This window comes from Pengzhenrongella sicca (genome assembly GCF_017569225.1).
GTDB classification, from domain to species: domain Bacteria; phylum Actinomycetota; class Actinomycetes; order Actinomycetales; family Cellulomonadaceae; genus Pengzhenrongella; species Pengzhenrongella sicca.
Map to the genome: position 1 here is coordinate 900,052 of NZ_CP071868.1, position 21,781 is coordinate 921,832.

Below are 21,781 nucleotides of genomic sequence, written 5' to 3' on the forward strand. Positions count from 1 at the left end.
TCTGTGACGGGTTCTTGCGAGTGGGTCGTTCGTGCGAGCGGGTCATGCGTCGTGCGGTGCAGGGCAGTGGCTACGTGCAGTGCAGTGGCTTCGTGCGGTGCGGTGGTCAGCGGCCCGGGTCCGCGCGCGCCGCGGCGGAGCCGCGGATCACGAGCCGGGCGGGGGGCAGGGTGTGCTCGGCGGAGCTGTCGCCCGTGCGCAGGAGCTCTAGCAGGGCCTCGGCCGCGGTCCGTCCCCAGGTGAACGAGTCCGAGTGGATCGTCGTCAGGGGTGGACTGACGTGCGCGGAGAGCTCGGAGTCCTCGAACCCGATGACCGACAGGTCCCGCGGGACGTGGAGCCCCGCCTGCTGGGCCGCCACGATCCCGGCGATCGCCATCGAGTCGTTGCCGTAGAGGATGGCGGTCGGCCGCGTCGCGACGGTCAGGCCGAGCACCGTGGTCGTGGCGAGCGCCCCGCCCGCGGCCGAGAAGTCGGTCTCGACGAAGACGCCCGCCGGCAGCCCGTGGCTCTCGAGGGCCTCCTGCCAGGCGAGCCGACGGCGGGTGGTGTGCAGGTAGAGCTCGGGGCCGCCGACGTAGGCGATGTGCTCGTGCCCGAGCCCGACGAGGTACTCGACCGCGGCCGCGGTGCCCGCGAGGTCGTCGAGGACGACGGCGGGAAAGGGCGACGGCCCGTCGAGCCGGTTGAGGGTGACGGCGGGCAGGCCGAGCTGCGTGAGCAGGTCGATCCGAGGATCGTCGTGGCGAACGTCGGTGAGGACGACGCCGTCGACGCGGCCCTGGTCGTGCAGCCGGCGGTAGGCGGCCTCCTCGAGCTCGGGGCCGTCGACGAAGCGCAGGAGCAGGGACCGGTCGAGCTCCGCGAGCGCCGACTCGAACCCGCCGATGAATGGGGCGAAGAACGGGTCGGAGCCCAGCGTCTCCGGCCCCCGCGCGAAGACGAGGCCGAGGGCGTAGGCCTGCGAGGTCGACAGCGAGCGCGCCCGGCGGCTCGGGGTCCAGCCCAGGGTCTCGGCCGCCGCGAGCACGCGCTCGCGGGTGGCGTCGGCGACGTTCGTCCGACCGTTGACGACGAAGGAGACGGTCGCCTTGGAGGTGCCCGCGAGCCGGGCCACGTCGGTGATCGTGGGCTGGCGCGGGCGGGGCGGCGTGGGGTCTGGCGGTGGTCGCATCTGCGGTGTCCCTGGCGAGGTTCGGTGGTCGACGGCGTCGTCGTCCTTCATTCGCCTCCATTGAGTGAACGCGACAGGTGGCGTTCTGTCAAACCGGTTTAGGTCCGACCGGATCAATCGTCCCGACCAGCCGCACGTGGGCGCGACACAATGCCGCTTCGGTAGGAGCTGTGGATTGTCGGGGCGGTCGCGGGAATCCGCAACCCGGCGTACTCCCGCGCAGGTGGGACGGGCTCTGCGCCGCGTGGGCGAAGGCCCGGCGTGCGATCGACGTCCCATTGCCCCAGTAAGGTGCACCCATGGCCGAGCTGAGCATCGGAGTCATCGCCGCCTCGCGCAAAGAGGACGAGCGGCGCCTCCCGATCCACCCCCTGCACGTCGAGCGCATCGACCCGAGCCTGCGCGCCCGGATCTTCCTCGAGAACGGCTACGGCGAGCGGTTCGGCGTCGGCGACGAGCAGCTCGAGCCGCTCGTGGGCGGGATGCGCTCGCGCGAGCAGCTCGTCGCCCAGTGCGACGTCATCCTGCTCGCCAAGCCGTTGGCGGCCGACGTCGCGGGGCTGCGCGAGGGGCAGGTGCTCTGGGGCTGGCCGCACTGCGTCCAGGACCGCGAGCTCACCCAGCTGGCCATCGACCGGCGGCTGACCCTGATCGCGTTCGAGGCGATGAACTACTGGACCTCGGACGGTTCGTTCAACCTGCACGTGTTCCACAAGAACAACGAGCTCGCGGGCTACGCGTCGGTGGTCCACGCGCTCGGCCTGATCGGCGTGACTGGGGAGTACGGGCGCCGGCTGCGGGCCGCGGTGATCGGGTTCGGGGCGACCGGCCGGGGCGCGGTGACCGCGCTCAACGCGCACGGGATCTACGACGTCGACGTCCTGACCCACCGCAGCGTGACCGCCGTCGAGTCGCCGATCCACTCGGCGCGCATGATCCACTTCGAGCACGACGAGGGCGACGCGCCGGACGCCTTCGCGCTGACCCCCGACGGTCGGGTGCCGCTCGCGGGCTTCCTCGCGGAGCACGACGTCATCGTCAACTGCGTCCTGCAGGATCCCAACGCGCCGCTGACCTTTCTCTCCGAGAGCGACCTGCCCAAGGTCTCCGCCGGCAGCCTCATCATCGACGTCTCGTGCGACGAGGGCATGGGCTTCGCCTGGTCCCGGCCGACGACGTTCCGGGAGCCGATGTTCGTGATCGGCGACAACGTGCACTACTACGGCGTCGATCACAGCCCGTCGTACCTGTGGAACTCCGCGACCTGGGAGATCAGCGAGGCGTTGCTGACCCAGCTTGGTGCGGTGCTCGGCGGCCCCGCCACCTGGGACGCGACCGAGACCATTCGGCGGGCGATCGAGATTCGCGACGGCGTCGTCGTGAACCCGGCGATCCTCGCGTTCCAGGGGCGCGCGGCCCGGTACCCGCACGCGGTGGGGTCGACCGAGGCGGCGACCAGCTAAACCCGACAGAAGGGGACATTGGTCCCTTCAGCTCGGGCCGTGCCGACGATTGCATGAGGCATGACCGTCGATGTCGTCGAGTCCCGAGCTGCGATCGCCGAGCGCGCCCCGGCTCCGGTCGTGGTCGCGCTCCTGGACGGCAGCAGGGACGATGCGGAGGTCGTCGACGTCGCCCTCGCGACCTGCACGCGACGCCGGGCGGGCCTGCGGGTCGTCTACGTGTGCGCCGACCGTGAGCTGACCCCGCTCGCCGTCGCCTACGCGCGCGCGTATGCCGACGGCGCGATGCGCGTGACGCGGCTCGTCCCGGGGGTGGTCGCGACCGCTGTCTGCCTGACCGCCGGCACCGCGCACGAGCTGCGTCGCGAGCTCGCGGACGCGCAGCTGGTCGTCGCGGCGGCGGACCGCGCCGCCGAGCTCGCGGCCGTCGCGACCGCCGCCGACGGCGAGGGCCGGGTGGTCCGTGGGGTCCGCAGCGCGTCGGACGGGTCGCGCCTGCGGCTCGGCTACCGGCTCGCGCTCCAGCGCGAGCTCGAGCGGGACCGGTGCCGGCCCGACGGATCGTCCACCCCGGAGGAGCTCGACGACGCGTGGCACGTCGGGGTCGCGTACCCACCGCTGCGGCGCGAGACGATCGAGGCGTGGGTGGCGTGCTCGGCCTGGCCCCCGCGCGCCGCCGGTGCGGGCCCGGGCACAGGCATTCGGTAGGCTAGGCCCGCCACCGGCTGGATGGGCTCGAGGTCTGCCTCGGACTCACGGGGTGCGACCAGACAGGGCACCGCGGCCGTGGTGATGCCGGCGCCGTGCCCTCGGGTACCCGCCCGACGCGTCTAGATCGGCTTCATCGTGATGTCAGGTCAAACTGTCGACGTTGCGCTCCGGTTTGGCAAATGTAAGGACATGTACGTGCGAGCACAGCTGCTGACGCGGGCAATGGCAGGCAAGAGCAAGGGAACCCGTCGATGACGGCGGTCGGGGACCACGTGGGTGCGACCCCCACGGCCGGGCCGCCGACGCCGGCCACGTCGGCCGAGCTGGACGCCTACTTCGACCAGGGGCCGCCGGTCAAGCGGCGCTCCATGGGCGCGATCGCGATGGTCGCGACGCTCGGTGGCCTGCTGTTCGGCTACGACACCGGCGTGATCGCCGGGGCGCTGCCGTTCATGACAGATTCGGCGGCGGGCGGCGGGCTTGGCCTGACGCCGGTCACCGAGGGTCTCGTGACGTCGTCGCTGCTGTTCGGCGCCGCGTTCGGCGCGCTGTACGGCGGGCGTCTGTCCGACCGGTACGGTCGGCGGCACAACATCCTGATGCTCGCGGTGATCTTCTTCGTCGGCGCGATCGGCGCCGCGCTGGCCCCGAACGTCGCCGTGATGATCGTGGCGCGGATCGTGCTGGGGCTCGCCGTCGGCGGCGCCTCGGCGACCGTCCCGGTGTACCTCGCCGAGATCGCCCCGAAGGAGCTGCGCGGGCGCCTCGTCGCCGTCGACCAGCTGATGATCTGCACGGGCCAGCTGCTCGCCTACTCCGTCAACGCCGTCCTGGCCAACGTCTGGGACGGGCACTCGACCTGGCGGTGGATGCTCTTCGCCTGCTCGATCCCGGCGATCGCCCTGTGGATCGGCATGCACCGCATGCCGGAGACCGCGCGCTGGTTCGCGGGCAGGTTCCGCTTCGCCGAGGCCGCCCAGGTGCTCACGAGCACCCGCCGCCCGGACTACGACGTCAAGGGCGAGCTCGGCGAGATGCTCACGGTCGCGCAGGAGTCGGCCATCACCCGCGAGGGCGGCTGGGCCGACCTCAGGACGCCGTGGATCAAGAGGCTCGTGCTCATCGGCGTCGGCATCGCGGTCCTGCAGCAGCTCACCGGCGTGAACACTCTCATGTACTACGCGCCGACGATCCTCACCGAGACCGGGCTGGGCACGAACACGGCCCTGACCGCGACGATCGCCAACGGCGTCGTCTCGGTGCTCGCGAGTGCCGTCGGCCTGTGGCTCGTCGGGAGGTTCCGCCGGCGCCAGCTGCTGCTGGTCGGCCAGGTCGGGATCATCGCCTCGCTCACCGCCATCACGCTCACGTTCGGCCTGCTCATCCAGCCGAGCCTCGCGGCCGGTACGACCCCGGCCGTCTCGAGCAGCTATACCGTGCTGGCCTTCATGCTCTGCTTCCTCGTCTTCCAGCAGGGCGCGGTCTCGCCCGTCACGTGGGTGATGCTGTCGGAGATCTTCCCGATGACGATGCGCGGCTTCGGCATGGGCCTGGCGGTGTTCCTCATGTGGATCGCGAACGCGATCATCTCGTTCAGCTTCCCGGTGCTGATCAGCACGTTCGGGGGCACCGGCACGTTCGGGGTCTTCGCGTGCATCAACGTGGGAACGGCACTGTTCACCTGGAAGCTGGTGCCCGAGACGGCGCACCTGACGCTCGAGGAGCTCGAGGAGGAGTTCCGGCACGCGAGCGCCTGACGCGCACCCGCCCGCGCACCCCACCACAACGTCTCACTCGGCGAGCGGGGTTTCGCCGAGGGGGACGGTCTGACGGTCAGCGGGTTCGGCGTGGGGGCCCGGGCGGGAAGCCGTCAGGCCGCCGTGCCCGCCTGGGCGCGCAGGGTCACGACGTCGCCACGGAAGCTGAGCTCCGAGACGGGTGTCTGCGCCGTCGGGGGCACGACGGCCGGATCGGCGCCGAAGCCGCGAGCCTCGTACCAGCCGACGGCGGCGACCAGGTCGGTGCGGGTGCTCCCCAGCACGTGGGTGATCGACGCGGGCACGCACTCGAGCGCCGCCCGCCACAGGTCGGTGGCCACGCCGGTCCGGCGGAACTGCGGCGCAACGCCGATGGCGCGCAGCGTCCACACGCCCGGCTCGGCGGGGGTCGCCGGATCGGCCGGCTGCGCCGGGCCCGCAGGGGCCTCGGGCGCGGGGCGCACGAGCAGCGGGTCGCCGAGGCAGAGGTAGCCGGCGATGGAATCGCCGACCTCGCACACGAGCACGACGGCGCCGTCCGCGGCCCGTCGGGCGGTGATCGCGGACCCGAAGGCGAACGTGTCCCAGGTCAGCGCGTGGTGCAGGACGGACAGGACGTCGGCCTCGTTCGGGAGCGCTGGCCGGACGGACCGCCGACCCGTCCGGGCGACGGCACGCCGGTGGGTATGCGGTCGAGCCAGGGTTCCCACTATCACAGCCATACACCAGGGCACCACCAACTTCGCGGCGCGGCGTGGGACTCTCGTCCCGCAGCGTGCCCGTCCGGGGCCGGTCGACGTGTGTCTCTCGCGACAAATGGGCCGGATCAGGCGGCCGCGCGCACGACTGCCTCGCACGCGGCGTGCGTCGCGAGGGCGTCGGTCGGGTCGAGCCGCCGGCCGGCGCGGACCGCGGCGAGGAAGTCCGTGCACATCGCGGTGAAGCCGCGCAGGTCGGTCGCGGGCGCCCACCCGTCGCGCCGACTCACGCGCTCCTGGCCCGCGAAGTCCGTCACGTCCGCGAGGTCGACGATCTGGCGGCGGCGGCCGTCGCCGACGACGTCGAGCACCTCGTGCGCCATCCCGGCGGTCCAGCTCATCACCCCGGTGGCGAGCGCGCCGCCGTCGCCGGTGAACGTGACCGCGAGCCGCCGGCAGCTGCCCGCCGCGTCGACGGCGGTCCGGATCCGCAGGTCGGCGAGGGAGGACGGCACCAGGTACCGCAGCGTGTCGAGCACGTGGATGAAGTCGTCGAACACCATGGCCCGGGCCGGGCCGGGCGCCTGCTGCCGATGCTTGTGCAGCGTCACGACGTCGAGGTCCGGCCAGCCGGCGACCTCCCGGTAGGCCGGCGCGTACCGGCGGTTGAAGCCGACCATCAGCGACCCGCCGAGCTCGGCCGCGAGGTCCACGACCGCGCTCGCGCTGGCGAGGTCGGTGCCGAGCGGCTTGTCGACGCAGGCCGGCACGCCCGCACGCAGCAGCGTCGCGGCGATCGCGGGATGGGTCGACGACGGCGTGTGCACGAACGCCGCGTCGAGGCCGCCGGCGAGCGCGGCGTCGACGGTGGCGAACCGGTCCTCGATCCGGTACGCATCGCCGACCGAGGCCAGCACCGCCTCCGAGCGCGTGACCAGCACCGGCGTCACCCCCGCCATCGCGGTCAGCACCGGCAGGTACGCCTTGCGCGCGATCGAACCGACCCCGATGATCGCGACCCGCATCCCAGACCCCCGCTCGACCCGGACGCCCCGGGTCCGCCCAACCTACGCGGCACTGCCCGCAGCCGATCGACCCGCATCCGCCGAGTGAGACGAATCAGCGGTCCGCGGGCGCGAACGACCGCGGCGACGTCGCACTCGGCGCGGGGGTGGCGCGTCGGGCGGGGCGCCACGGGCGGCCGGACTGCGACGCGCGGGTGAGGCGGTTCAACAGGTCCATCCGGCGCAGCGCCCGCTCGAGGTCGACCGCCTGCTGACGGTCGCGCATCCACTCGGGCTCTCGCTCCATGTCAGCCTCCCCGCCGCGGGCCGGCGCACGGGTGCCGGCCTCATCGGTGCAGGAGCCTCCGCCCGCCAGGCAGATACGGCCCGCAGGCAGATACGGCCCGCGGGCAGATACGGCCCGCGAGGCAGATTCAGCCCGGCGGATACAGTGACGGGCATGTCCCTGCCCCCGCTCGTGGCCCCGGGCCCGGCCCTGACCGCGGCCGAGGTCGAGCGGTACTCCCGGCACCTGCTGCTGCCGCAGGTCGGCGTCCTCGGGCAGCGCCGGCTGCGGGCGGCGCGCGTGTGCGTCGTCGGCGCGGGCGGGCTCGGGGCGCCCGTGCTGCTGTACCTGGCCGCGGCCGGGGTCGGCCGGATCGGCATCGTCGACTTCGACGACGTCGAGGTCACCAACCTCCAGCGCCAGATCCTGCACGGGCAGGCCGATGTCGGCCGCGCCAAGGTCGACAGCGCGCGGGACGCGGTGCTCGCGATCGACCCGGCTCTCGACGTCGTCGTCCATCCCGTGCGCCTGACGCCCGCGACGGTGGACGCGGTGCTCGGCGGCTACGACCTGGTGATCGACGGCACCGACAACTTCCCCACCCGGTACCTCGTCAACGACGCGTGCGTCCGGCTCGGGATCCCCGAGGTGTGGGGATCGGTCTTCCGGTTCGACGCGCAGGTCGCGGTGTTCTGGGGCCGCCCGCCAGCGGCGAGCGCGATCGCGCCGGTCCAGCTGCGGGACCTGTTCCCGGCTGCCCCGCCGGCCGGGAGCGTGCCGTCGTGCGCGGAGGGCGGCGTGCTCGGCGCGCTGTGCGGCCAGGTCGGCTCCGTCATGGCGACCGAGGCCGTCAAGCTGATCCTCGGGGTCGGCGAGCCGCTGCTCGGCCGCGTCCTCGTGCTCGACGCGCTCGCGTCCCGCTGGTCGGAGGTCCCGCTGCGCGGCGACCCCGGCCGCGAGTGGCCGACTGACGGGCGCACCGACGACGTCGCGGCGATGTCCGACGACGTCACGCCCGCCGACGACGTCGCGCCCGCCGACGCGGCCCTCCCCGCGATCTCCGCCCGCGAGCTCGCCGCCCTGCTCGCGGCCCCGGACGGGTTCGCGCTGATCGACGTGCGCGAGCCGGCCGAGCGGGACATCGTCGCGATCCCGGGGGCTCGGTCGGTGCCGCTCGGCGGGATCCTCGACGGCTCCGCGCTCGCGGGCCTGCCGCGGGACCGCCCGCTCGTGCTGCACTGCAAGAGCGGGGTCCGGTCGGCGCAGGCGGGCCTGGCGCTGCGCGCGGCGGGCTTCGGCGACGTCTCGCACCTCGCCGGCGGCGTGCTGGCCTGGGTCGACGACGTGGACCCGAGCCTCGCGCGCTACTGACCCACCGCAGGCGCGGCCCGAGGTCCGGGATCGGGCGCGAGCGGGCGTGGAACGATGAGTGCAGCAGGAAGCACGCCAACGACCGAGAGGGCACCCGTGATCGAGGCAGGGCAGGCACGGCCGGCGGGCGCCGCGCCATCGCCGGTGCGGGCGCACGAGCTGCCCTCGACCGCGCTGGTCACGGTGCGCTACTTCGCCGCCGCCGCGGACGCCGCCGGCACGACGACCGAGACCCTCGCGGCCGCAACCCTCGGCGAGCTGCGCGCGGTGATGGTCGCCGCGCACGGGGCGGAGCTCGGCCGGGTGCTGACGCGCTGCACGATCCTCGTCGACGGCCTGCGCCTGGACGACGACGGCGCGGCGCTGGCCGCCGGCGACCTCGCGGACGTGCTTCCCCCGTTCGCGGGCGGCTGAGGGTGGGCTCGCCCCGATGAACTGGCTCGAGGTGATCGGCTGGGTCGGCTCGGCGCTCGTCGTCGTCTCGTTGACCCAGGCCCGCGTCCTGCGGTTCCGGCTCCTCAACCTCGTCGGCGCCGTCCTGGCGACGGGGTACAACCTCGCGCTCGGCATCTGGCCGTTCGTCGTCATGAACGGCGTCATCGCGGTGATCGACGTCTACTGGCTGGCGCGCCTGCTGCGCGAGCGCCACGACGAGCAGGCCTACGAGGTCGTCCAGGTCGATCCCGCCGACGCCTACCTCGACCGCGTCCTGCGCGTGCACCTGGCCGACATCCGCGCGTTCCAGCCCGGCTTCGCGTGGGACCGGGACGCCCGCGGCCGGCTCGCGTTCCTCGTGCTCCGCGGCGACGAGACGGTCGGCGTCGTCGTCGTGCGGGACGTGGGCGACGGCGTCGGGCAGGTCGAGCTCGACTACGTCACCCAGCGCTTCCGCGACTTCACCCCGGGCGAGTTCGTGTACCGGCGCAGCGGCATGTTTGCGGCCGCGGGCTTCCGGCGGCTCGTCGCCCCGGCCGACATCGCCGACCCGAAGGACTACTACGCGCGCGTCGGCTTCCGCCGCGACGGCGCCGACTGGGTGCGCCCCGTCACGCAGCCGTAGCGGCCCACCGGCGCTCAGCCACCGTGACGTCGGGCGCTCAGCGCACCGTGACGTCGGGCGCTCAGCGCACCGTGACGTCGACCGAGTGCCACCCGGTCGCGCCGTCCGGGGCGGGGGCCGCGACGTCGACCGTCTGGACGACGCCGTCGGCGTCCGTGGCGCGCACCCTGAGCCGGTGCTCGCCCGCGGTCGCTTCCCAGCGGTAGGACCACTGCCGCCAGGTGTCGACGGACGCCTCGGTCGCGAGCTCCGCGGCCGCCCACTCGCCGTCGTCCACCTGGACCTCGACCGCCACGACGCCGCGGTGCTGGGCCCACGCGGTGCCGCCGACGGCGACGGTGCCGGCGTCGACCGAGCTGCCCGCGGCGGGCACCTCGATCCGCGAGGCCGTCTTGATGGGGCCGAGCTCGGACCAGCCGCGGTCGGACCAGTACGCGCGCGCATCCGCGAACCGGGTCACCTCGAGGTCCACCACCCACTTGGTCGCCGAGACGTACCCGTACAGCCCGGGCACGACCATCCGGACCGGGAAGCCGTGCGCGACCGGCAGCGGCTCGTCGTTCATGCCGATCGCGAGCACCGCGTCGCGGTCGTCCGTGAGCGCGCCGAGCGGCGTCGACGCGGTCCAGCCGTCCACGCTCTTCGACAGCACCATGTCGGCGCCGGCGGTCGGCCGCGCGCGGGCGAGCAGCTCGCGGATCGGGTAGCCGAGCCACTTCGCGTTGCCGATCAGGTCGCCGCCGACCTCGTTCGACACGCAGGTCAGCGTGGTCCACGACTCGATGAGCTCGGCGTCGAGGAGCTCGGCGAAGGTCATCGTGACCTCCTCCTCGACCAGGCCGTGCACCCGGACGGACCAGGTGTCGGCGTCGACCTGCGGGACCAGGAGCGCGGTGTCGATGCGGTAGAAGTCCGCGTTCGGGGTGACGAACGAGGTGACGCCGACGACGTCGGTCTCGACCCCCGCGGGCAGCGCCGCCGCCGCGCGGGCCGGGCTGGGCAGCCGCAGGGCGGCGCGCGCGGCGGCGACGGTCCGGCTCGACACGCTCACGAGCTGGCCGCCGACGGCGGCGACCGCCGCCACGGCCGCCGTGACGAGGGCGGCGGTGAGGAACGCGCGCCGGTCAGCGCCGCCCGCGGCGCTGGCCGGCCGGGGTGTGGTCGGTGCGGGGTTCGCCGGCGCGGGTGCGGGGCTCGCGGGCAGCCGCGCGAGCAGCGTGCGCAGCGCGAGCAGTCCCGCGCCCGCGCCGACGATGCTCGCGAGGGCGGCGGTCGGGCCTGCCCCGGGGCGCAGCGTCGCCGCGAGCGCGCCGACGGCGCCGAGGGCGACCACCAGGCTCGCCCCGACCGCCCACCGCCGGCGCGCGAGCACGCCCGCGAGCGCCGCGAGCGCGCCGATCACGAGCCCCATGCCCAGGAGCAGGACGGCCTTGTCCGCGGTGCCGAACGTGGCCACCGCGAAGTCCTTGAGCCACGCGGGGGTCGCGTCGATGAACGCCCCGCCGACCGCGACCAAGGGGGCGGAGTCGGGCGCGACGATCGCGGCGACGAGCTGCGCGATCCCGAGGGTGGTCGCGGCGGCGAGCACGCCCGCGAGCGCCGCGAGCCACTGCACGTGCGCCGGCTCGGTCCGGCCGGGGGAGGGGGTGCCCATGCGTCGAGTATCAGGCCGGATCGGCCCGGGCGCACGAAACCCCCGCCGTTGACCACCCGGCGGGGGTTTCGTCGCGCGTGGCTCCGCGGTGCGGAGCCGGCGTACTGGCCTAGAGGCCGACCTTCTTGATGACGGCGCTGCCGTCGATGACGACGACGCCGTCCTGGTTCGTGACGGTCGTCTTGAGCGTGATGATCCGCTTGTCGTCGCGCTTCTCGGTCACGGTGACGGTCGCGGTCGCGGTGTCACCGATCTTGACGGGCGCCTTGAACTTGAGGTCCTGCCCCAGGTACAGGGAGTTGGCGCCGGGCAGCTGCGTGCCGAGCACCGCGGAGATCAGGCCGGACACGAGCATGCCGTGGGCGATCCGCTCCTTGAACATCGACTCCTTGGCGTACTCGGCATCGATGTGCACCGGGTTGAAGTCGCCCGTGAGGCCGGCGTAGTTCACGACGTCGCCCTCGGTGATCGTCTTGGCGAACGACGCGCTGTCACCGATGTTGATGTCGGCGTAGGCAAGTTCCTTCATTGCGTATTCCACTCCTTCGGTTATTCACGTGCGGTAGGGCGAGCAGCGCAGCCGCGCTGCAGGGCGAGCTCAGCGCAGGGTCGCACCGGCGATGACGAGGCGCTGGACCTCGGACGTGCCTTCGTAGAGCTCGGTGATCTTCGCGTCGCGGTACGCGCGCTCGACCGAGTAGCTCTCGGTGAAGCCGTAGCCACCGTGGATCTGGATCGCCTTGCCGGCGACGCGGGTCGACACCTCGGCCGCGAACAGCTTGGCCATGGCGGCTTCCTTCGTGTACGGCAGGCCGTTGTCCTTGTTCCAGGCGGCGCGGTAGACGAGCAGGCGGGCGGCCTCGATCTCGGTGGCCATGTCGGCGATCATCCACTGGATGGCCTGCAGGGTCGCGATCGGCTTGCCGAACTGCACGCGCTCCTTGGCGTACGCCACGGCGGCGTCGAGGGCGCCCTGCGCGATGCCGAGTGCCTGGGCGGCGACGCCGATGCGGCCGCCGTCGAGGGTCTGCATGGCGATCTTGAAGCCCTTGCCCTCCTGGCCCAGCAGCGCGGACTTCGGGATGCGGCAGTCCGAGAAGTACAGCGGCGTGGTGCTCGAGGCCTTGATGCCCATCTTGTGCTCGCGCTCGCCGACCGTGAAGCCGGGGGCGTCCTTGTCGACGATGAACGCGCTGATGCCGCGCGTGCCGGCGCTCTGGTCGGTCATCGCGGTGACGATGTAGACGTCGGCGAACCCGCCGTTGGTGATGAAGATCTTCGAGCCGTTGAGGATGTACTCGTCGCCGTCGAGGACGGCGGTCGCCTTGCCGGCGGCCGCGTCGGTGCCGGCGCCGGGCTCGGTCAGCGCGAACGCGCCGAGCATCTCGCCGCTGGCCAGGCCGGTGACGTACTTCTCCTTCTGCTCCTGCGTGCCGAAGGCGAAGATCGGCCACGTGCACAACGAGGTGTGGGCCGAGACGATGACCGAGGTGCTCGCACAGGCGCGCGCGAGCTCCTCGAGCACGATGACGTAGGAGACGTTGTCGGCGCCGGCGCCGCCGAACTCCTCGGGGAACGGCACGCCCATGAGGTTGAGCTTGGCCATCTGCGGCAGCAGCTCGGCCGGGAAGCGGTGGTCGCGGTCGATCTCCGCCGCGATCGGCGCCACCTCGCTCGCAGCGAAGTCCTTCACCATGTCCTGAATCAGCTGCTGCTCTTCACTCAATCCAAAGTCCATCGGGAATTCCTCCAAAAGAATTGTGTTTTGCAGAACTGCTGGGCGAGCGGCCACGGGCCACGAAAGATTCCGGACGACTCCTTCGCAGGCCGGGTTCCTCGTGCATCCGCTCGTCAAGCTGAGCACCACCGTCTGCCGACCGTCGCCCGCCGCGGCCAGCGCGCCGCGCACTGCGGCACGCTCCTGCCTCGGTTGGGCGACCGCGAGATCCACGGCCGTCGCGGCCTGTTTCACGGTGCAAAACGATCGTAGCCTCCGTATCAGGACCCGACGTAGGCCGTCGCCTGGGTCCCTCGAGGCGCCCGGCTGTTACCGTGGTCGGGTAGGTGACACATCGCGGTGACACTGGCTGATCTCGGGCCTGCCCAGGTCGAACGTGGCACGTCGGGACACCTTTGAGGGCGCGCGGTGACGCGCCCGACCAGCATCGGGCCGCAGGGCTTCACAGACGACGTCGGGGCGGGTGTGCGCCCAGGTGGGGAGCGGACCAAAGGCCCGGGGGCAGCCCGGACATGCGTGTGATGCTGGCGTCAGGCACCACCGAAACCGCCGGGTGTGCGTCGAGCATTTCGCCGCCTGCGGCGCCGATCTCGCTCACGCCTGACCGGTGGCTTCGGTGCTCGGGCCGCCAGGCACGAACGCCACTGCACGGCTCTTCTTTGAGTAACTGTCAATCAATCGCCGAGTTGCTTACCTGCCAGTCACGAGCTCTCGGGCTGGCGTAGGCAGGAGGAATCGATGAAGAAACCAGTCTTGACTGCGGCAGAAGCGATCACCCTGATCAAAGACGGCGACATGCTCGGCGTCGCCGGGTTCGTCGGGATGGGCCACCCGGAGGAGCTTTCGCTCGCGCTGGAGAAGCGCTTCCTCGACACCGGGTCGCCCGTGAACCTCGGCATCGTGTACGGCGCCGGCGGCGGCGACATGAAGGAGCGGGGGATCAACCACCTCGCCCACGAGGGGCTGGTCAAGCGGGTCGTCGGCGGTCACTGGAACCTCCTGCCCAAGCTCGGCAAGCTTGCGGTCGAGGGCAAGATCGAGGCCTACAACTTCCCGCAGGGCGTGATCACCCACCTGTTCCGCGACATCGCGGCGGGCAAGCCGGGCACCCTCACCCACGTCGGGCTGCAGACGTTCGTCGACCCGCGCAACGGCGGCGGGAAGCTCAACGACGTCACGACCGACGACATGGTCGAGCTGGTCGAGCTGCGGGGCAGCGAGTACCTGCTCTACCACTCGTTCCCGGTGAACGTCGCGCTGCTGCGGGCCACGTCGGCCGACGAGGACGGCAACCTGTCGTTCGAGCACGAGGCCGCGACCCTCGAGGGGCTGTCCATCGCGCAGGCCGCCAAGAACAGTGGCGGCATCGTCATTGCGCAGGTCGAGCGCATCGTGCAGTCCGGCGGGCTGAACGCCCGGGTCGTCAAGATCCCCGGCATCCTCGTCGACGCGCTCGTGGTCGCGACCCGCCCGGAGTACCACATGCAGTCCTTCGCGCAGCAGTACAGCCCCGCGTACAGCGGGGAGGTGCGGCTGCCGCTGACCGGCCTGAAGGCCATCCCGCTCGACGAGCGCAAGATCATCGCGCGCCGCGCGCTCGTGGAGATCCACCGCGACGCCGTCGTCAACCTCGGGATCGGCATCCCCGAGGGCGTCGCCTCGGTGGCCGCGGAGGAGGGGATCCTTGACCAGTTCGTCCTGACCGTCGAGTCCGGGCCCATCGGTGGCGTCCCGGCCGGCGGCCTCAGCTTCGGGGCGAGCTTCAATCCGGACTGCATCGTCGACTCCCCGAACCAGTTCGACTTCTACGACGGCGGCGGGCTCGATGTCGCCGTGCTCGGGATGGCGCAGCTCGACAGCCACGGGAACGTGAACGTGAGCAAGTTCGGCACCCGGATCGCGGGCGCCGGCGGGTTCATCAACATCTCGCAGACCGCCAAGAGCGTCGTCTTCTGCGGTGCGTTCACCGCGGGCGGCCTCCAGGTCGAGGTCACGGACGGCCAGCTCGTCATCGTCCGCGAGGGCAAGGTCGCCAAGCTGGTCCAGGACGTCGAGCACGTGACGTTCAGCGGGGCGTACTCGCGCAGCAAGGGCCAGCGCGTGCTCTACGTCACCGAGCGCGCGGTGTTCTCCTCGAGCGACGAGGGGCTCGTCATCGACGAGATCGCCCCCGGCATCGACCTCGAGAAGGACATCCTCAAGATGATGGACTTCGTCCCGATCATCTCCCCGTCACTGAAGCTGATGGACCCCCTCTTTTTCCGCCAGGTAGCAATGGCTCGAGTTTCTCTATGATGGAAGCGGTGCGAATTATGAAGGTTGAAAACAGGGTTGCACTCGTCACGGGCAGCGGCCAGGGAATCGGCAAGGCCATCGCGTTCGCGCTCGCGAACGAGGGTGCCTCGATCGCCGTCAACGACATCCCCTTCAACAAGGACAAGGCCGGCGAGACCGTCGCCGAGCTGCGCGCGCTCGGCGTGAAGGCCGAGCTCTTCCTCGCCGACGTCAGCAAGGAAGACCAGGTCGACGCGATGGTCGCGAGCGTCATCGAGCAGTTCGGCAAGGTCGACATCCTGGTCAACAACGCCGGCATCAACAAGGACGGGCTCGTCCACAAGGCGAACCTCGACAACTGGAACGCCGTCGTCGCGGTCAACCTGACCGGCCCGATGCTCTGCACCAAGGCTGTGCTGCCGTCCATGCGCGCCAACGGCTACGGCCGCATCGTCAACATGTCGTCCCTGACGGCCCGGGTCGGCGTCTTCGGCACCGGGTACTACGCGTCCACGAAGGCGGGCCTCATCGGGCTCACCAAGGTGACCGCCGTCGAGAACGTCAGCAAGGGCATCACCGTCAACGCGCTGGCCCCCGGATACATCAACACCGACATGATGCTGAAGTACCCGAAAGAGCAGCTCGACGCGCTGATCGCGACCATCCCGATGAAGCGTTTCGCGGACCCGAAGGAAATTGCCGACGCGGCCCTCTTCCTGGCCTCGGACGCCTCGGCGTACATCACCGGTGCCGTCCTGGACATCAATGGCGGCAGCTTCATCTAGTTCGAAGTCAGGAGAACACGACATGCGCGAAGTAGTCATTGTCAGTGCAGTTCGCACCGCCGTCGGATCGTTCGGCGGCTCGTTGGCCAAGATCCCGGCCGTCGAGCTCGGCGCGCTCGTGATCGCCGAGGCCGTCAAGCGGGCCGGCATCACGGCGGACCAGGTCGACGAGGTCATCATGGGCAACGTCATCCAGGCGGGGCTCGGGCAGAACCCCGCGCGCCAGGCCGCGGTGAAGGCGGGAGTCCCGCAGGAGATCCCGGCGTGGACCCTCAACATGGTCTGTGGCTCCGGCCTCAAGACCGCCGAGCTCGCCGCCAAGGCGATCCAGGCCGGCGACGCGGAGATCGTGATCGCGGGCGGCATGGAGTCCATGTCGCTGGCGCCGTACCTGCTCGACAAGGCCCGCACGGGCTACCGCATGGGCAACTCCACGATCATCGACTCGATGATCACGGACGGCCTCTGGGATGCCTTCAACGACATCCACATGGGCATCACGGCGGAGAACGTCGCGGAGCAGTTCGGCATCACGCGCGAGGCCCAGGACGTCTACTCGGTTCAGAGCCAGAACCGGGCCGAGGCCGCCGCGAAGGCGGGCAAGTTCGACGCCGAGATCCTCCCCGTCGAGATCCCCCAGCGCAAGGGCGCCCCGGTGGTCTTCGCCGCGGACGAGTTCCCGCGCGCGGGCACGACGATCGAGGGCCTGAGCAAGCTCCGGACCGCGTTCAAGAAGGACGGGACCGTCACGGCGGGCAACGCGTCGGGCATCAACGACGGCGCCGCGGCGTTCGTGATCATGTCCAAGGAGAAGGCCGACGAGCTCGGGCTGACCCCGATGGCCACGATCGTGTCCTGGGCGTCCGCCGGCGTGGACCCCAAGGTGATGGGGACCGGGCCGATCCCGGCGAGCCGCAAGGCGCTGTCGCGGGCCGGGCTCGTGATCGAGGACATCGACCTCGTCGAGGCCAACGAGGCCTTCGCGTCGCAGGTGCTCGCGGTCGCGCAGGAGCTCAAGCTCGACCCCGAGAAGACCAACGTCAACGGTGGCGCCATCGCCATCGGGCACCCGGTCGGGGCCAGCGGCGCGCGGATCCTCGTGACGCTGCTGCACGAGATGCAGCGTCGGGACGCGAAGAACGGCCTCGCGACGCTCTGCATCGGCGGCGGCCAGGGCACGGCGCTCGTCGTCTCGCGCTAGGTCTGCTCCACCTCGCCGCAGGTCGGCGAGCACGCACGGGCATCGCCCCCGGTTCGCTCGGGGGCGGTGCCTGTTGCGCGTGCGGCGCAGCGATAGCGTGCGCGCATGACCTCCTCGCCCCCACCGCCGCGCACGCGCGGCCCGCGCCCGGCCGGCACGGACACGCGCGCGGCGATCATGACGGCCGCGCGGACCGAGTTCGCCGACCACGGGTTCGACGGCACCAGCATGCGGGCGGTCGCCCGGCGGGCGGGGGTCGACCCTGCCCTCGTGCGGCACTACTTCGGGGCGAAGGCGGACCTGTTCGCCGCGGTCAGCGGGCTGCCCGGCCGGCCCGGGGTCCTGATCGGCGCGCTGTTCGAGGGCGGGACGGACGGCCTCGGCCGGCGCCTGGTCGCGCTGTTCTTCTCCGTGTGGGACCCGCCGGAGGGGCGCCAGCGGATGCGGGCGCTGATCGCGGCGGCGTCCTCGAGCGAGCACACCGGCGCGGGCCTCGCCGAGTTCATCGCGAGCGAGGTCGCCGGCGAGATCGCGCCGCGCCTGCGCGGGGACGACGCCCTGCTACGGGCCGAGCTCATCGGGATGCACATCGTCGGCGTCGCGATGGGGCGCTACGTGCTCCGGCTTGAGCCGCTCGCCTCGGCCGACGAGGACGCCGTCGCGCGCTGGCTCGCGCCGAACCTCCAGCGGCTCGTCGACGGCGCGCCCTGACAGGCCTCTTGCGCGCGGCGCCGCGGTGCGCGAGAATTCCTCACGTGAAGAAATACGAGAACGCCGGTGGGTCCTCGGGCTCCCGGGCACGCGCGGGCGGACTCGCGGTCGAGATCGCCGGGCTGCGGGTCGTGCGCGGCGGCGCCGTCGTCATCCCCGGCATCGAGCTCACGGTCGCGGCGGGCGAGGTCGTCGGCCTGCTCGGGCCGAGCGGGTCCGGCAAGTCCACCCTCATGCGCGTGATCGTCGGTGTGCAGGTCGTCGCGGCCGGGACCGTGAGCGTTCTCGGCCGCCCGGCGGGGCACCCCGCGCTGCGCCGCGAGGTCGGCTACGTCACGCAGGCGCCGAGCGTCTACCCGGACCTGTCGGTCGCGGAGAACCTGCACTACTTCGCGACGCTGCTCGGGGCCGACGCCGCCGACGTCGACCGGGTGCTCGACGCCGTCGACCTCGCCTCGAGCGCCACCCGGCGCGTGTCGACCCTGTCGGGCGGCGAACGGTCGCGGGTGTCGCTCGCGGCCGCGCTGCTCGGCTCGCCGCGGCTGCTCGTGCTCGACGAGCCGACCGTCGGCCTCGACCCCGTGCTCCGCCGGGACCTCTGGGACCTGTTCGGGCGGCTCGCCGCGACGGGCGTCACGCTGCTGGTCTCGAGCCATGTGATGGACGAGGCCGTGCGCTGCGACCGGCTGCTGCTCATGCGCGCCGGAGCGCTGCTCGCCGACGCGACCCTGCCCGAGCTGCTCGAACGCACCGGAACTCCGGACGTCGAGCACGCGTTCCTCGCGCTCGTCGAGGGAGGTGGGCGATGAGCCCCCGGATGTCGCTCGCGACGGCCGCCCGCGTGCTGCGCCAGGTGCGGCACGACCCGCGCACGATCGCGCTGATCGTGGTGCTGCCGTGCCTGCTTCTCGGGCTCGTCGCGTGGATGTTCGACGGGACCTCGGTGCTCGACACGCTCGGCCCGACGCTGCTCGGGCTGTTCCCGCTCATCGTGATGTTCCTGGTGACCAGCGTGACCATGCTGCGCGAGCGGCTGAGCGGGACGCTCGAGCGGCTCATGACGATGCCGGTCGGGCGCGGCGACGTCGTCGTCGGCTACGCGCTCGCGTTCGGGGTCGTGGCGGCGGTCCAGGCCGTCGTGCTCGTCGCGGTCACGGTCGGGCTCTACGGGATGACGGTCGCCGGCCCGCTGTGGGCCGTCATCCTCGTCGCCGTGCTCGACGCCGTGCTCGGCACGGCGCTCGGGATCGCGGCATCGGCCGCGGCGCGCACGGAGTTCCAGGCGGTGCAGATGATGCCCGCGGTCATCTTTCCGCAGGTGATCCTGTGCGGGCTGATCATGCCGCGCGAGCAGATGCCGGCGGTGCTCGAGGCGATCTCGACCGTGCTGCCGCTCACCTACGGCGTCCAGGCGATGCAGACCCTCGCGAGCAGCACGGACGTGAGCGGGATCTGGGGGGACGTCGTGGTGATCGTCGGTTTCATCGTGGTGGCCATCGTGGTCGGCGCGACGACGCTGCGCCGCCGGACGGCCTAGCCGGGCCGTGCCGGGCACCCGAAGTAGTCCATCTGCGGCGAGGTCGTGCCTCAGGAGGGACGATCTCACCGCGAAGGGACGACTTCACCGCGGATGGACGATCTCGCGGCAGAGTGATCGAGTTGCCGATCCTCTCCGAGACCGGCCGTAGGGTGGCGCCATGACTGAGCTGCCGTCCATCTCCGCACGTCCTGGCCCATTCCGGGCTCGCGCGATGATTGCGGCCGCCGCGGGGGCGGCCATCCTCGCGCTGATTCTGTTCGGCGCCGCGAGCCCCGCGTCGGCGCACGACGCGCTCGTCTCGGCGACCCCGGCCGACGGCTCGACCGTCGAGGCCGCGCCGGCGACGGTCGACCTGGTGTTCGCCGAGCCCGCCGTCGCCCTCGGCACCGAGATCGTCGTGCTCGGCCCGGACGGGGCGACCGTGAGCACCGGCGCCGTCGTGCTGACGGACGCGACGGTGAGCCAGGCGCTCGTCGCCGACCGGCCCGCCGGCACCTACACCGTGCAGTACCGGGTGACCTCGGCCGACGGCCACCCCGTCTCCGGGCAGCTCACGTTCGTGGCGACCGGCGCCGTAGCCGCTCCGGCCGCGCCCGACGTCGTCGCGCCCACCGGCGCGCCGTCGGGGGAGCAGGTCGAGGTGGCGCCGAGCGCCGCGCCGTCGAGCCTCGTGCCAACGAGCCCCGCAGGGACGTCCGCCGCCTCGTCGAGCGACGCGGAGGACGACGCCGCTCGCGACGCGCAGGACGGGGCCGGGTCGCCCCTGCCCTGGGTCCTTGCCGCCGCTGCGGTCGCGCTCGCAGCCGCGGGCTGGCGGGTGTGGCGCACCCGCCAGGGCGGCTAGCGCCTGGGCGGCTAGCGCCAGCGTGGCTAGCGCCTGATCGGCGGCGAGCGCCTCAGAGGTAGTGCAGCGGGTCGAACTCGGCGATCGGGATGATCCGCAGCCGCGGGAGCGGCACGTTGAACGCCTGGACGTCGCGCTCGAGGTCGAACAGCTCGAGGCCCTGCTCGGTGAGCTGCGTCAGGCTGCCGCTCGTGAACTCGCCGAACGCGAGCAGGCCGACGCGGCGGTCGCCCGTGAGCAGCCGCTCGATGTCGGCCGCGAAGTCGCCGTCGTGGCTGACGAGCATGACGTCGCCCTGGCGGTCCTTGATCGCTGCGAGCGTGCGCTGGATGCCGATGTCGACGACCTTCTCGCGCGCCTCGCCCGCGAGCGGGATCGGCCGGTAGCCGAGCGCGATCAGCGCCTGCACGAACGCCATCGGCATCGAGCCCGAGGAGGCGTTGAGGAAGAACAGACCCTTCGTGGGCTGGTCCCAGCGCTTGCGGGCGAAGTCGAGCACGCGTTCCCAGCGCGGGCGCTGCTCGGGCGTCGGGCGACCGTTGAAGATCGCCGAGCCCAGCGTGGCGTCGATGTTCTCGCCGTCGACCAGGATGTACGTGGTGCGCTCGCTCGCCGGTGTCTGCACGGATCCGAGCCTAGGCGCCCGCGCGCGGCTCGCACGCTTTCGCCGCACCGCCGGGCGGTCCGGGACCTCAGGCCTACTGTGTGCCACCCTGATCTGACCCACGATGGTCGAAGAGGTCTGGCACCGCCGGACCATGAGAGGACACGGGCAATGCGAGTTCTTGTGACGGTCGCGTCGCGGCATGGTGGCACCCAGGAGATCGGCTCGCGCATCGAAGCCGAGCTGAGGTCCCGCGGGCACGAGGTCGACCTCGCGGCCCCCGCCGACGTCGTCTCGATCGACCCGTACGACGCCGTGATCCTCGGCTCCGCGGTGTACACCGCGCACTGGCTGCCCGACGCCCGCGAGTTCGCGGTCCGGTTCGCGGCCGAGCTCCCGACCAAGCGGGTGTGGCTGTTCTCGTCCGGGCTCGCGACGGCGCCCGCCGCCGCCGCGAACTCGCCGGCGGAGACGCAGGACCTGATGGAGGCGACGCACGCCAGCTCGCACCGCGCCTTCGGCGGCCGCCTCGACCGCGGCGAGCTCACGCTCGCCGAGCGCGCCATCATCGCGGCCGCTCGCGGCAAGGAGGGCGACCACCGCGACATGGCCGCCGTCGTCGGCTGGGCCGGCCAGATCGCGGACGAGCTGGCGAGCTAAAGCCCGGACGAGCTGGCGAGCGAGACCCGCCGGAGCGGGCGTGCTGGGCCACCGGCGCGGGCGCGCTGAGCCACCGGCGCGGGCGCGCCAGGCCGGCCGGGGGTGCGTGCTGACGCCCCGTCGCGACGATGTCACCCCCCGACGCGCGGGGGCGCGGTGGCGAGCGGCGGGGACGATGCCAGAATCGAACGGTGGCCCCCCAGACCGTGACTCCCGCTGCCGTACGCCCCGACCGAGCTCCCGGCG

At 72.3% G+C, this 21,781-nt stretch carries 22 protein-coding genes; 14 read left to right on the forward strand and 8 right to left on the reverse strand.

What is annotated here, in order from left to right; genetic code table 11:
- Positions 1-106: 106 nt before the first annotated feature.
- The gene (locus J4E96_RS04025; protein ID WP_227424501.1) at positions 107-1,174 is read right to left on the reverse strand and encodes a LacI family DNA-binding transcriptional regulator; all 1,068 of its coding nucleotides are present in this window, start codon (positions 1,172-1,174) and stop codon (positions 107-109) included.
- A gap of 299 nt (positions 1,175-1,473) precedes the next feature.
- Here J4E96_RS04025 and J4E96_RS04030 point away from each other — a divergent pair, with 299 nt between their 5' ends.
- The 3 genes from J4E96_RS04030 to J4E96_RS04040 all read left to right on the forward strand — a co-directional run bounded on the left by J4E96_RS04030 (position 1,474) and on the right by J4E96_RS04040 (position 5,105).
- Positions 1,474-2,637 (forward strand): N(5)-(carboxyethyl)ornithine synthase, encoded by a 1,164-nt coding sequence (locus J4E96_RS04030; RefSeq protein ID WP_227424502.1) that lies wholly within the window; start codon positions 1,474-1,476, stop codon positions 2,635-2,637.
- 60 nt (positions 2,638-2,697) lie between these two features.
- Positions 2,698-3,345 carry a hypothetical protein gene (locus tag J4E96_RS04035; RefSeq protein WP_227424503.1) on the forward strand — a complete coding sequence of 216 codons (648 nt, stop codon included), beginning with the start codon at positions 2,698-2,700 and terminating at the stop codon, positions 3,343-3,345.
- Positions 3,346-3,599: 254 nt separating this feature from the next.
- Positions 3,600-5,105 carry a sugar porter family MFS transporter gene (locus tag J4E96_RS04040; RefSeq protein ID WP_227424504.1) on the forward strand — a complete coding sequence of 502 codons (1,506 nt, stop codon included), beginning with the start codon at positions 3,600-3,602 and terminating at the stop codon, positions 5,103-5,105.
- A gap of 113 nt (positions 5,106-5,218) precedes the next feature.
- Here J4E96_RS04040 and J4E96_RS04045 read toward each other — a convergent pair whose 3' ends face one another.
- From J4E96_RS04045 to J4E96_RS04055, 3 genes are all read right to left on the reverse strand, one after another.
- Positions 5,219-5,815, reverse strand: coding sequence for a GNAT family N-acetyltransferase (locus J4E96_RS04045; protein WP_227424505.1), 597 nt, complete (start codon positions 5,813-5,815; stop codon positions 5,219-5,221).
- Between the two features lie 116 nt (positions 5,816-5,931).
- Positions 5,932-6,828, reverse strand: a complete 897-nt coding sequence (locus tag J4E96_RS04050) for a Gfo/Idh/MocA family protein (RefSeq protein WP_227424506.1) — start codon at positions 6,826-6,828, stop codon at positions 5,932-5,934.
- Positions 6,829-6,922: 94 nt separating this feature from the next.
- Entirely contained in the window at positions 6,923-7,114 is a 192-nt protein-coding gene (locus tag J4E96_RS04055) for a hypothetical protein (protein ID WP_227424507.1), read from the reverse strand.
- A 153-nt stretch (positions 7,115-7,267) separates the two neighbouring features.
- Between J4E96_RS04055 and J4E96_RS04060 the strand changes: the two genes are divergently transcribed.
- The 3 genes from J4E96_RS04060 (at position 7,268) to J4E96_RS04070 (ending at position 9,524) form a co-directional block, all read left to right on the forward strand.
- Positions 7,268-8,464, forward strand: coding sequence for a ThiF family adenylyltransferase (locus J4E96_RS04060; protein WP_227424508.1), 1,197 nt, complete (start codon positions 7,268-7,270; stop codon positions 8,462-8,464).
- Positions 8,465-8,560: 96 nt separating this feature from the next.
- Positions 8,561-8,878, forward strand: coding sequence for a MoaD/ThiS family protein (locus J4E96_RS04065; protein WP_319637737.1), 318 nt, complete (start codon positions 8,561-8,563; stop codon positions 8,876-8,878).
- A gap of 16 nt (positions 8,879-8,894) precedes the next feature.
- A complete protein-coding gene (locus J4E96_RS04070) occupies positions 8,895-9,524 on the forward strand; it encodes a YgjV family protein (RefSeq protein WP_227424509.1) in 630 nt (209 codons plus the stop codon).
- A gap of 61 nt (positions 9,525-9,585) precedes the next feature.
- On the opposite strand, the gene J4E96_RS04075 is transcribed toward J4E96_RS04070, so the two are convergent.
- The 3 genes from J4E96_RS04075 to J4E96_RS04085 all read right to left on the reverse strand — a co-directional run bounded on the left by J4E96_RS04075 (position 9,586) and on the right by J4E96_RS04085 (position 12,916).
- The gene (locus J4E96_RS04075) at positions 9,586-11,178 is read right to left on the reverse strand and encodes a molybdopterin-dependent oxidoreductase (protein ID WP_227424510.1); all 1,593 of its coding nucleotides are present in this window, start codon (positions 11,176-11,178) and stop codon (positions 9,586-9,588) included.
- Between the two features lie 109 nt (positions 11,179-11,287).
- Positions 11,288-11,707 (reverse strand): MaoC family dehydratase, encoded by a 420-nt coding sequence (locus J4E96_RS04080; protein ID WP_227424511.1) that lies wholly within the window; start codon positions 11,705-11,707, stop codon positions 11,288-11,290.
- A 69-nt stretch (positions 11,708-11,776) separates the two neighbouring features.
- Positions 11,777-12,916, reverse strand: a complete 1,140-nt coding sequence (locus tag J4E96_RS04085; RefSeq protein ID WP_227424512.1) for an acyl-CoA dehydrogenase — start codon at positions 12,914-12,916, stop codon at positions 11,777-11,779.
- Positions 12,917-13,654: 738 nt separating this feature from the next.
- Between J4E96_RS04085 and J4E96_RS04090 the strand changes: the two genes are divergently transcribed.
- From J4E96_RS04090 to J4E96_RS04120, 7 genes are all read left to right on the forward strand, one after another.
- A complete protein-coding gene (locus J4E96_RS04090; RefSeq protein ID WP_227424513.1) occupies positions 13,655-15,211 on the forward strand; it encodes an acyl CoA:acetate/3-ketoacid CoA transferase in 1,557 nt (518 codons plus the stop codon).
- Positions 15,208-15,975: an SDR family NAD(P)-dependent oxidoreductase gene (locus tag J4E96_RS04095; RefSeq protein ID WP_227424514.1), complete on the forward strand. Its 768-nt coding sequence runs from the start codon at positions 15,208-15,210 to the stop codon at positions 15,973-15,975. Before J4E96_RS04090 ends, J4E96_RS04095 begins: the two co-directional genes overlap by 4 nt.
- Before the next feature lie 22 nt (positions 15,976-15,997).
- On the forward strand, positions 15,998-17,176 hold the full coding sequence (locus J4E96_RS04100) for an acetyl-CoA C-acetyltransferase (protein ID WP_227424515.1): 1,179 nt from the start codon (positions 15,998-16,000) through the stop codon (positions 17,174-17,176).
- Between the two features lie 105 nt (positions 17,177-17,281).
- Complete coding sequence (locus tag J4E96_RS04105; protein WP_227424516.1) at positions 17,282-17,887, forward strand: TetR/AcrR family transcriptional regulator; 606 nt, start codon at positions 17,282-17,284, stop codon at positions 17,885-17,887.
- Between the two features lie 44 nt (positions 17,888-17,931).
- Positions 17,932-18,696 carry an ABC transporter ATP-binding protein gene (locus J4E96_RS04110; protein WP_227424517.1) on the forward strand — a complete coding sequence of 255 codons (765 nt, stop codon included), beginning with the start codon at positions 17,932-17,934 and terminating at the stop codon, positions 18,694-18,696.
- Positions 18,693-19,424 (forward strand): ABC transporter permease, encoded by a 732-nt coding sequence (locus J4E96_RS04115; protein WP_227424518.1) that lies wholly within the window; start codon positions 18,693-18,695, stop codon positions 19,422-19,424. The genes J4E96_RS04110 and J4E96_RS04115 overlap by 4 nt, the downstream gene beginning before the upstream one ends.
- A 160-nt stretch (positions 19,425-19,584) precedes the next feature.
- Positions 19,585-20,271, forward strand: a complete 687-nt coding sequence (locus tag J4E96_RS04120) for a copper resistance CopC family protein (RefSeq protein ID WP_227424519.1) — start codon at positions 19,585-19,587, stop codon at positions 20,269-20,271.
- A 52-nt stretch (positions 20,272-20,323) separates the two neighbouring features.
- On the opposite strand, the gene J4E96_RS04125 is transcribed toward J4E96_RS04120, so the two are convergent.
- Entirely contained in the window at positions 20,324-20,896 is a 573-nt protein-coding gene (locus J4E96_RS04125) for an NYN domain-containing protein (protein ID WP_227424520.1), read from the reverse strand.
- Positions 20,897-21,046: 150 nt separating this feature from the next.
- On the opposite strand from J4E96_RS04125, the gene J4E96_RS04130 reads away from it, so the two are divergent.
- Entirely contained in the window at positions 21,047-21,535 is a 489-nt protein-coding gene (locus J4E96_RS04130) for a flavodoxin domain-containing protein (protein ID WP_227424521.1), read from the forward strand.
- Positions 21,536-21,781: the final 246 nt, after the last annotated feature.